This window comes from Pinisolibacter sp., assembly GCF_036782435.1.
Lineage (GTDB): Bacteria > Pseudomonadota > Alphaproteobacteria > Rhizobiales > Ancalomicrobiaceae > CALBKH01.
The window spans coordinates 61,235-71,416 of the sequence record NZ_DAIPZB010000024.1 but is presented as its reverse complement, the minus strand read 5'-3'; the positions used below and the strand labels follow the sequence as shown (position 1 = coordinate 71,416).

Genomic DNA, 10,182 nt, shown 5'->3' with positions numbered 1-10,182 from the left:
ATTGAGTGAATCACGTCAGTAGACGGTCGTCGAGGGCTATCCGCGCACAGGTCTCTCATTATACCATCGGCCATTGGAAATGACCGATGGTATTCCTGACGCGAATTTCTCATATCTCTGACGAAAAAGAGAAATTCGCGTGTGTTCGAAGGCCGGGTGCGTCAGCACCTTCGGCCTTTGGTATTACGGTGAGTTCCGCTGGTCGGGCCGCCGGTTCCGCCACCTCACGGGACACGTGCCGCGATCGGGGAGCGACGTGGCCGGCGGCTCACGAGAACCACCGACGATGATCATGCATTCGTTCCCTCCGGGCCTCGACTTCTCGATGGCCGGCCGGCGAGCGACTTCCTATCGTCCTTCTCCGCGCCGCGATTCACGGGGCCGGCCACCGCCCCGGGGGGCCTCTCGCATGCCGATCGAAAACTGGAGCGGCGGCTACGACGTCGCGATCTCGCGGCGCACCGGATCGGCGATCTCTTCGATATGGCCGCCGCGCCGGGCACGACGCTCGGGCAGATCTTCGAGGCGATCAGCGTTCTCGTCGCGATGGGCGATGTCGCTCTGGTGCAGAGCGACGAGGCGACGCAGACGGCGCGGCCGCGGACCGCTCGGTTGAACGCCGAGATCGCCCGCCGCGCCCGCGACGGCTCGGAGATTTCGGCTCTGGCGAGCCCGATCACCGGCGGCGGGATCGCCTGCGACCTGATCGAGCGGTTGTTCGTCGACGCCTACCTCGCGGGTTCGCGCACCTCCGCCGATTGGGCCGAGCATGCGCGGGAATGCCTGTCGATGCTGGGTTGGGACATCGGGTCGGACGGGGACGGAGCGGGAGGTGAGGCGGATCGCCTCGGCGAACTCCGGCAGCTCGCCGACCGCTTCCTCGCCGACCGTCTCCCACAGCTGCATGCGCTCGGTGTCGTCGACTGAACCGCGAGCACTGTTGTCGAGCGGCACGGAGCCGTCCGATCCGTCGCCCGGTGAGATCTCGGACGTCATGAGCGGCTCGGCGACGACGGGCGACTTCGAGTCTGACGGCGGGGCGGCTTTGCGGTATTTTCGAAGTCGGTCGGGGGCATTCGTCTACGACACCGAGGCGGTTTCGTCGTCGCTGGGCAAGAACGGGTGCGCATGTTTTCCATATTGTCGTCGCAGAAGAGCTTTTCCGACCCTTGGGTCGGCCACGCCGGGCTCAATCGCTCGTTCGATCTGCATGTTCGGCGTATGCGTCTGGCGCGTCGTGTCGCCGCCGTGCGCCGCGGTCTGGTCTCGCCGATGGTCGATGCGTCGATCCGCGAGCGGATCGCGCGTGATGGTCTGGCGATCGTTCCCGACTTCCTGCCGGCCGACGTCTTCGCCGCGCTCCGCGACGAGATCGAGGCGCACGTGGCGCGGTTCGACGCGAGCGAGCCGCCGCGGGGCGCTACCCGGCGCGGCTTCGGGAAACCGAGACATTTCGAAGGTGGTTTCGATCGCCACGACGGCGCCACCCTCAATCGCTTTCTGAACATCGATGCGGCAACGACGCCGCGGACGCTCGAATTCGCGCGCCACCCGCGGCTCGCGGCGCTGTCGCGCGCGGTATGCGGGCGCAGCACGTCGGAGCACAAGACGTCGATCTATCTCCTGATGCACGGCAGCGAGGACAACCACGACATCCAGAAGGATCTCCATCGCGACACGTTCTTCTCGAGCATGAAGTACTGGTACTTCATTCGGCCGGTGCGATCGGAAGACGGCCCGTTCGAATACCATCCCGGCAGTCATCGCCTCGACGAGCGGCGGCTCGAATGGGAGCGGGCCAAGGCCGCGGCCGCGGTGGCCGCCGGAGGTGGCGGCGGTGCCTTCCGGGCCGACGAGGCCGATCTCTCGGCCCTCGGCTTCACCGAGCCGCTGCGGGCGACCTGCGCCGAGAACACGTTGGTCATCGCCGATACGCTGGGTTTCCATCGCCGGGGTGTGGCAGCGGCCGGATCGGTCCGCCTCTCCGTCTACGGCTACGAGCGCCCGCACGCTTTCCTCCCGATGCCCTCGTGAGGGTGTCCGGCGTCGCGTCGTGAGCCGCGAGGGCGAGTGCCGAGCCGATCTCGGTATGGCCGTCGGTCAGCCGTGCGAGGCCCGGAATCGGGCGTCGGCGGTGTGGAAGTCGGCGTAGCCATGGGCACGGTGGACGACGGCGTGGTCGCGGGAGGTCTCGCCGAGGGGGGCGAGCGTCCAGTCCCAGTCGTCGTCGGCGGGCGGCAGTTTCACGCCTTCGAGCAGGTCGTAGCGGTCGAGGATCTCGCCGTTCGGGCCGACCTCGAGACCTTCGGAATCGGTCAGGAGACAGACGCGGGCGGAGAAGCGGCGCAGCGCGTCGAGGTGACCCTCGACGATGCGGCGACCGAGATCGGGGTAGCGGATATGGGCGAGCCCGTGGCGGCGACGCGCCCGCTCGACCGGCTGCAACGCCAGTTGGCTGAGGCAGTTGGCGGAGATCACCAGATCGAGGGTGGCATCGGCGCGGAAGCGGCGGAGCGGGTCGGCGATGCCGGTGGCGCGATCGAGGAGCAGGTCGGTGGTGCCGGTGATGTCGAGGTCGACGAGGTGGACGTCGGCGAAGCGCCGCGCGGCGAGGCGGATCGGCCAGAGATGGACGACGTCGACCAGGATCACTTTTTCGAAGACCTCGGCGAGGCGCGGCAGCGAGACGTCGCGCATCAGACCGGAGCCGAGCACCAGACAGGTGCGCCGCTCCGCGAGGCCCGTGATGGCGCGCTCGACGATCGCGTGGGTGCGAGCCTCGTGGGCCGACCAGTCGGCGCGGCAGCGGCGGGCGCGGGACCACAGCGACACGGCGGCAGCGAGATGGCCGGTGCGCCGCGCATCGAGGGTGGCGGGCGTGAAGGCCCAAGCGAGCACTTCGGCGAGCATGGGGACGGCCCTCCGGCGAATCGATGCCCCGAGCCTAATCGATCCGCCGCCTTCCAGGCGACGAAGACGCATCCCATGTGTTAAGGGCGTGCGGAGACCCGGTGCGACAGGCGCACCGACGCACCGACCGAGTGGGGAGCGGATGAGCGCAGGCGACGAGAACGGCGGCGGGACGACGTCCGCGACGACGGACGCGAAACCGCCGGTGCGGGGTCACGATTGGCGCAAGCTGGTGCTGGAACTCGGGCCGCTCGGCATCTTCTTCGCGGTCAACGCGGTCTTCGGCAAGACCCACGGGCTCTATCCGGCGACCGCGGCGCTGATGGTGGCGACGGTCGTGGCGCTGGTGGTGTCGCGGCGGCTGATGCACCGGCTGCCGATCATGCCGCTGGTCTCCGGCGTGGTGGTGCTGGTGTTCGGCTCGCTGACGCTGATCCTGCAGGACGAACTCTTCATCAAACTGAAGCCGACCATCGTGAACACCATGTTCGGCACGGCGCTGATCGGCGGCCTCGCCTTCGGCAAACCGCTGCTCGGGGTGGTCTTCGATTCGGTCTTCGATCTCGACGACGAGGGCTGGCGCAAGCTGACGCTGCGCTGGGGCCTGTTCTTCTTCGTGCTCGCCGCCCTCAACGAAGTGGTCTGGCGCAATTTCCCGACCGACACGTGGGTGACGTTCAAGGTGTTCGGCATCATGCCGCTCACCTTCCTCTTCGCCCTCGCCCAGGTGCCGCTGATCCAGCGCCACGCGATCGAGACGGACGAGGGCGCGACGGACGCCTGAAGCCTCAGTTCCGCGACAGCGCCAGACGCAGGGCGAAGGCGCCGAAGAGGCCGGCGGTGGCGACGTCGAGGCCGCGGCGCAGGCGGGCCGAACGGGCGAAGGCGCCGGAGACGCGCTCGGCGCCGAGGATCATGAGGACGCAGATCGGAAAACCGATGACGCCGTAGAGGCCGCCGAGCACGGCGAGCTTGGAGGCGGCATGCGGGTCGGAGGCGGCGACGAACTGCGGCAGGAAGGTCACGAAGAACAGCACGATCTTCGGATTGAGGATGTTGACGCCGAGACCGACGAGGAAGGCGCGGCCGAGGGACATGGTCTCGGCGGATCCGCGGACCTCGAAGGCCGAGCCGTGGCGCAGCGTCTCGATCGCCAGGAAGACGAGATAGGCGGCGCCCGCCCATTTCAACACCGCATAGGCCATCGGCGAGGCGGCGATGAGCGCCGACAGGCCGAGGGCGGCGAAAGCGGTGTGGACGTAGAGGCCGGCGGTGGTGCCGAGGAGAGCGGCGAGACCGGGGCCGCGGCCCGAGGCGAGCGTTCGGCCGAGGAAGAGCGCCATGTCCGGGCCGGGGGTGAGCACCAGCAGGATCACCGCCGCGGCATAGGCGAAGACGGTCGCAAGATCGGGCAGGCGGTCGGCGAGGTCGACGAACAAGGGTTTTCCTCCGATCGATCGGGGACGGCGGGACCCGGCGGTGCTCGCCGGGTGGATGAGGCGGCCGCGGATGTCGGCAGTGGGCTTTCGCCGCATCGCCGCCGAGGTTACATGTCGGGGCAGAAAACGAGGAGAGCGAATGACGGACGTCAGCCGTGCGGAAGAGATCGTCGCGACGCTTCGCGCGCGCCTCGGCCGCGCCGTGGCGGCGACCGGCGCACGCCCCGGCGCGAGCGTGGCGGTGGCGACAGCGGCCGTCTCGGCGCTCGCGCTCGCCTTTCCCGGTCTCGACATCGCCGTTGCGTCGCTCTTCCATCACGGCGCCGACGGGTTTCCGGCCGACCGCAACGGCTTCCTCCTCGACGTGCGCCACGCCGGCATGGGCGTCACGCGGATCGTCGTCGTCTCGTTGGTGGTCGCCTTCCTCGGCAAGCTCTTCGTGCCGATGCTGATGCGGGCGGTATCGTCGAGGAAACTCTTGTTCCTCGCCACGTCGATGGCGCTCGGGCCGGGGATCGTGGTCAATTCGATCCTCAAGGAGTTCTGGGGGCGGCCGCGGCCGCGGCAGATCGGCGAATTCGGCGGCTCGATGGAGTTCTTCCCGGCCTGGGTGCCGGGCGGGGCGTGCGAGACCAACTGCTCGTTTCCCTCGGGCGAGGCGTCGAGCGCGATGTGGCTGATCGCCCTGGTCTTCGTCGTGCCGGAGCGGTGGCGCCGGGGGGCGACGATCGCCGTCCTCGCCTGGGCGCTCACCATCTCGGTCAACCGCATGGCCTTCGGCGCCCACTTCCTCTCCGACGTGGTGATCGGCTGGGGGCTCACCGCGACGATCGTCTTCGCCTGCCGCTGGGCCTTAATCGACAAGGTCGGGCCGATGACCGAAGGTCGCATCGACGACGGGCTCGAGTGGGTAGGGGAGCGGCTCCTCGGCCTCGCCCGCCGGCCGGCGGCGTGGTTCCGGGCGCGGTGAGTGCGCGCCGCGACGGAAGTGTGCCTTTCCGGCGCTTGACTTCCCCTCTCTTTTCGGGCTTTTCGATCGCGAACCCGCGCGACGGGTTTCGCAACTGTTCGGGACCACACGTCATCATGGCCTTCGTCACCACGACGAAAACCAAAACGACCATGACGACGGCGACCACCACGGTCGCCGGCTGACGCAGGCTCTCGACCTCCCGCAGCCCTCTCCCGGCGGGTGACGAGGGCAGCGGAGGACCGAACGGTTCCCTTCTTCGATCCCTCGAAAAAGCGCACCAGAGGTCCTCTCCGACAACGGGAGAGACGACGAGGATCGGGGGAATTTTCCACATGGGTTACAAGGTCGCCATCGTCGGTGCCACCGGCAACGTGGGTCGCGAGATGCTCGACATCCTGGCGGAGCGCGGATTTCCGGTGTCGGAAGTCGTGCCGCTCGCCTCGAGCCGCTCGCTCGGCACGGAAGTCTCCTTCGGCGACAAGACGCTGAAGACCAAGGTCCTCGACAACTACGACTTCTCCGACACCGACATCTGCCTGATGTCGGCCGGCGGTTCGGTGTCGAAGGAATGGTCGCCGAAGATCGGCGCCCAGGGCTGCGTCGTCATCGACAACTCCTCGGCCTGGCGCTACGACGCCGAGGTGCCGCTGATCGTTCCGGAAGTGAACGCCGATGCGATCGTCGGCTTCACCAAGAAGAACATCATCGCCAATCCGAACTGCTCGACCGCCCAGCTGGTGGTGGCGCTGAAGCCGCTGCACGACGAGTACAAGATCAAGCGTGTGGTCGTCTCGACCTACCAGTCGGTGTCGGGCGCCGGCAAGGATGCGATGGACGAGCTGTTCACCCAGACCCGGGCGATCTTCGTCTCCGATCCGGTCGAGCCGAAGAAGTTCCCGAAGCGTATCGCCTTCAATCTGATCCCCCACATCGACGTGTTCATGGAGGACGGGTTCACGAAGGAAGAGTGGAAGATGATGGCCGAGACCAAGAAGATTCTCGACCCGAAGATCAAGCTGACCGCAACTTGCGTGCGTGTGCCGGTGTTCATCTCTCACTCGGAATCGGTCAACGTCGAGTTCGAGAATCCGGTCACCGCCGACGAGGCGCGCGACATCCTGCGCGAGGCGCCGGGCGTGCTGGTGATCGACAAGCACGAGCCGGGTGGCTACATCACCCCGCACGAGGCGGCCGGCGAGGACGCTACCTACATCTCCCGTATCCGCGAGGACAACACGGTGGAGAACGGCCTCGCCTTCTGGTGCGTCTCCGACAACCTGCGCAAGGGCGCGGCGCTCAACGCGGTGCAGATCGCCGAGGTGCTGGTCAACCGTGGGCTGATCAAGCCGCGAGCCGAAAAGGCGGCGTGAGCCGCGGGCGCCTCCATCGCGAAAAAATCGATCGGCGTCCTTCGGGGCGCCGATCGTGTTTTCGGCTCGCGGGACGCGCCCGCCTCGCATAGCTTGACGACGGGAGGACGCCCCGATGGCCGACTGGAACCCCGAACTCTATGCCCGCTTCGCCGACGAACGGGCGCGTCCCGTCCATGATCTCCTGGCTCGCGTGCCGTTGGCGAGCCCGGAACGGATCGTCGATCTCGGCTGCGGGGCGGGGGCGTCGACGGCGCCGCTGTTGGCGCGCTGGCCGGGGGCGCAAGTGCTCGGTATCGACACCTCGCCGGCGATGATCGCCGAGGCGCAGGCGAAGGTGCCGGGTGCGCGTTACGAGATCGCCGACGGGGCGACGTGGACGCCGGACGCGCCGGTCGATCTCGTGTTCTCCAATGCGACGTTGCAGTGGATCCCCGATCATCCGACGTTGCTGCCGCGGCTGATGGGGTGGCTGAAGCCCGGCGGGGTGCTGGCCGTGCAGATACCCGACAATCTCGACGAGCCGAGCCATGCGTCGATGCGGGCGGTGGCGGCCGAGGCGCCGTTCCCCGATGCGCTGAAGGATGCGGCGGGGGCGCGGACGAAGCTGCTCTCCTACGAGGCGACGTGGGACGTTCTGGCGCCCACGCGAGCGCCGTCGACATGTGGCGGACGGCCTATGTCCACCCGCTCATGGGGCCCGAGAAGATCGTCGAGATGGTGCGTTCGACCGGCTTGAAGCCCTTCGTCGACCCGCTCGACGAGGGGCTCAGGGCCGACTATCTCGCCCGTTACACCGCGCGTATCGCCGCCGCCTATCCGGCCTGCCGCGACGGCCGGGTGATGTTCCGCTTCCCGCGGTTGTTCTTCGTCGCGGTGAAGAGGTGAAGCCTCGACGGCGGGTCCGTGGCCGGCCGAGCTTTCCGGGTGTCGCCAGAAGCGCTCTCGACGCGTCCAGGTAGACGCGTGAACCGGCGTCTTCCCTTCTCCCGCGAGGGGAGAAGGAGGGGCAGCTCGCGGCGTTCCGTCGATCGGTCCTCAGTCCTTCTCGGGCCGCTTCGCCGTCACTTCGATCTCGATCTTCATCTCGGGCTTGACCAGACCGCAGACGATCATCGTCGCGGCGGGGCGGACGTCGGCGAAGAACTCGCCGACGATGGGGAAGACCACGTCCATCATCGCCGCGTCGGTGATGTAGTAGGTGACGCGCACCACGTCGGCGAGGAGGAAGCCGCCGTCGTTCAACGCCTTGGTGATGGTCGCCATGGCGTTGCGGGTCTGGGCCTCGACGCTCTCGGGCATCTGCATGGCGGCGTAGTCGTAGCCGGTGGTGCCGGAGACCCAGCACCATTCGCCCTGGACCACGGCGCGGGAGTAGCCCGCGACCTTTTCGAAGGGCGAGCCGGTGGAGATCAGGCGACGCTTGGTCATGACGATGTCCTTTCCGCGGTTCAGATGCTCGCCGGGCGGCGGGCGAAGAGGAGAGCGATGCCGGCGGCGATCAGCGCGCCGCCGGAGACGCGGTCGATCCAGACGAGCGCGTTCGTCGACCGGGAAAAGCGGCCGATGCGGGCGCCGGCGAAGGCGTAGATCGCCACGGCGACCAGTTCGAGCATCAGCGCCACCGCGCCGAGCGCCAGGATCTGGCCGAAGGTGGGGCGGGCGGGATCGAGGAAGGGGGCGAAGAAGGCGGTGAAGACCAGCATCGCCTTGGGATTGGTCGCCGCCGTCCAGAATTCGCGGGCGATCAGGATCGAGAGCGTGCCCTCGGCTCGCACCTCGGGCGTGTCGGCCGGCTTCGCTCGGATCATCTGGATACCGAGCCAGACGAGATAGAGCGCGCCGAGGATCTTCAGCGCGGAGAAGAGTTCGGCGGAGGTAGCGAGCACCGCGCCGAGGCCGATGGCGGCGCCGAGCACGAAGGTCGCGAAGGGTGGGAAGCGGCCCGAAGAAGCGATCAGCGCGGTCGAAAAGCCGTGACGCGCCGCGTTCGACATGGCGAGCACGTTGTTCGGCCCGGGGAACATGTTGAGGGCGAAGGCGGCAGGGACGAAGATCGGCCAGACGTCGAGATTCATGGATGTTCACCGATGGCGCGGCGGTCCGCAGACGACGAAGGGGACGGCTCGCGCCGCCCCCTCCCGACGGGGATGGATCTTCCTGCCGGCCGCCTACCGCGTCAAGTCCAAGGGCGCGCGGTCGCGTCAGGCCCAGGGGCGTGCAGCCGCGGTCTTCGCTTCGAAGGCGGAGATGTCGTCGGCCTTCTGCAGGGTCAGGCCGATGTCGTCGAGGCCCTCGAGCAGGCAGTGCTTGCGGAACGGGTCGATGTCGAACTTCACGACGCCGCCGTCCGGGCCACGGACTTCCTGAGCGGCGAGATCGACCGTCAGGGTGGCGTTGGAGCCGCGGTTGGCGTCGTCCATCAGCTTGTCGAGGTCTTCCTGCGACACGCGGATCGGCAGAATGCCGTTCTTGAAGCAGTTGTTGTAGAAGATGTCGGCGAAGCTCGTCGAGATCACGCAGCGGATACCGTAGTCGAGCAGCGCCCAGGGGGCATGCTCACGGCTCGAGCCGCAGCCGAAGTTGTCGCCGGCGACGATGATCTGCGCCTTGCGCCAGGCCGGCTGGTTGAGGACGAAACCCGGCTTCTCCGAGCCGTCCTCCTCGAAGCGCAGTTCGAAGAACAGGCCGCGGGCGAGACCGGTGCGCTCGATCGTCTTCAGGAACTGCTTGGGGATGATCATGTCCGTGTCGATGTTGACGATCGGCAACGGCGCGGCCACTCCGGTCAGCGTCGTGAACTTGTCCATGAGAGATCTCCGAAATGCGTTGCCGCGTCTCTAGCGCGTTTTCACGTTCGAACAAAGCCCTTCTCGGGGACGAGCGGCGGCTTCAGTTGCAGGTCGTCACCTGATTGCCGCACAGACCGGTGACCCAGCCGCGCACCGGCCGGCCGGGCTTCTTCTGCTCGACGCGGAACTCGCCCTCCATCTCGATCCAGTGGTCGCGGCAGCCGAGAATGCGGCCGAGGGAAAGGAACTCGTCGTTGCCGTCGCCGGCGGGGTGCGGTTCGTCGACGAGCGACGCGCCGGTCGTCGGGCCGACGCGGACCTTCTCGTCCTGGACGCCGACGTCGACGAGGCTCGCGGCCACCCAGCCGCGACCGGAGAAGACCTTCTTCGCGCCGGTGCCGTAGTCGCCGTACTCGGCCTTTTCGATCAGCAACCAGCCCCCGGTGCCGCCGAGGACATGGAACTCGACCGCGAGTTTCTCGCCGTCGACGACGCGGGGCGGCGGCAGGCGGGCGATCACCGTCGCGTCGGCGCGCGGGGCGGTGCGGACGTCGAGGCCGGCGGGGTCCGGGTCCTTCGACCAGGCGCGGAAATCGCACCGATCGGCCGGCGGCGCGACCTCGGCGGCGACCGACGGCACGGTCGCGCCGAGCGCGGCGAGGGTCGCGAGGATCGGCAGGGAGCGGGCCGCGGTCATC

Annotated in this window: 11 protein-coding genes and 1 pseudogene; 6 read left to right on the top strand and 6 right to left on the bottom strand. The window is 68.0% G+C overall.

The features are described from left to right. The first annotated feature begins 483 nt into the window (after nt 1-483). Nucleotides 484-927 (top strand): hypothetical protein, encoded by a 444-nt coding sequence (locus V7Q42_RS12080; protein ID WP_333824326.1) that lies wholly within the window; start codon nt 484-486, stop codon nt 925-927. Between the two features lie 201 nt (nt 928-1,128). Beyond that, nucleotides 1,129-2,034, top strand: a complete 906-nt coding sequence (locus V7Q42_RS12075) for a phytanoyl-CoA dioxygenase family protein (RefSeq protein WP_333824325.1) — start codon at nt 1,129-1,131, stop codon at nt 2,032-2,034. A 66-nt stretch (nt 2,035-2,100) separates the two neighbouring features. Here the strand turns inward: V7Q42_RS12075 and V7Q42_RS12070 are convergent, their stop codons facing one another. Continuing rightward, nucleotides 2,101-2,910, bottom strand: a complete 810-nt coding sequence (locus V7Q42_RS12070; protein WP_333824324.1) for a hypothetical protein — start codon at nt 2,908-2,910, stop codon at nt 2,101-2,103. A 142-nt stretch (nt 2,911-3,052) separates the two neighbouring features. Here V7Q42_RS12070 and V7Q42_RS12065 point away from each other — a divergent pair, with 142 nt between their 5' ends. Next, nucleotides 3,053-3,694, top strand: coding sequence for a septation protein A (locus V7Q42_RS12065; RefSeq protein ID WP_333824323.1), 642 nt, complete (start codon nt 3,053-3,055; stop codon nt 3,692-3,694). Nucleotides 3,695-3,698: 4 nt separating this feature from the next. Here V7Q42_RS12065 and V7Q42_RS12060 read toward each other — a convergent pair whose 3' ends face one another. Beyond that, nucleotides 3,699-4,349: a LysE family translocator gene (locus tag V7Q42_RS12060; RefSeq protein WP_333824322.1), complete on the bottom strand. Its 651-nt coding sequence runs from the start codon at nt 4,347-4,349 to the stop codon at nt 3,699-3,701. A gap of 139 nt (nt 4,350-4,488) precedes the next feature. Between V7Q42_RS12060 and V7Q42_RS12055 the strand changes: the two genes are divergently transcribed. The 3 genes and pseudogenes from V7Q42_RS12055 (at nt 4,489) to tam (ending at nt 7,580) form a co-directional block, all read left to right on the top strand. Next, nucleotides 4,489-5,319 (top strand): phosphatase PAP2 family protein, encoded by an 831-nt coding sequence (locus V7Q42_RS12055; RefSeq protein ID WP_333824321.1) that lies wholly within the window; start codon nt 4,489-4,491, stop codon nt 5,317-5,319. A gap of 335 nt (nt 5,320-5,654) precedes the next feature. Then, nucleotides 5,655-6,692, top strand: a complete 1,038-nt coding sequence (locus V7Q42_RS12050; protein ID WP_333824320.1) for an aspartate-semialdehyde dehydrogenase — start codon at nt 5,655-5,657, stop codon at nt 6,690-6,692. 115 nt (nt 6,693-6,807) lie between these two features. Beyond that, nucleotides 6,808-7,580, top strand: a pseudogene (gene tam / locus V7Q42_RS12045) (trans-aconitate 2-methyltransferase). 150 nt (nt 7,581-7,730) lie between these two features. On the opposite strand, the gene V7Q42_RS12040 reads toward tam, so the two are convergent. From V7Q42_RS12040 to V7Q42_RS12025, 4 genes are all read right to left on the bottom strand, one after another. Continuing rightward, nucleotides 7,731-8,123 carry a RidA family protein gene (locus tag V7Q42_RS12040; RefSeq protein ID WP_333824319.1) on the bottom strand — a complete coding sequence of 131 codons (393 nt, stop codon included), beginning with the start codon at nt 8,121-8,123 and terminating at the stop codon, nt 7,731-7,733. A 20-nt stretch (nt 8,124-8,143) separates the two neighbouring features. After that, the gene (locus V7Q42_RS12035; RefSeq protein ID WP_333824318.1) at nt 8,144-8,770 is read right to left on the bottom strand and encodes a LysE family translocator; all 627 of its coding nucleotides are present in this window, start codon (nt 8,768-8,770) and stop codon (nt 8,144-8,146) included. 126 nt (nt 8,771-8,896) lie between these two features. Continuing rightward, nucleotides 8,897-9,502, bottom strand: a complete 606-nt coding sequence (leuD, locus tag V7Q42_RS12030) for a 3-isopropylmalate dehydratase small subunit (protein WP_333824317.1) — start codon at nt 9,500-9,502, stop codon at nt 8,897-8,899. A gap of 82 nt (nt 9,503-9,584) precedes the next feature. After that, the gene (locus tag V7Q42_RS12025; protein ID WP_333824316.1) at nt 9,585-10,181 is read right to left on the bottom strand and encodes an SH3 domain-containing protein; all 597 of its coding nucleotides are present in this window, start codon (nt 10,179-10,181) and stop codon (nt 9,585-9,587) included. Between the last annotated feature and the right edge of the window lies 1 nt (nt 10,182).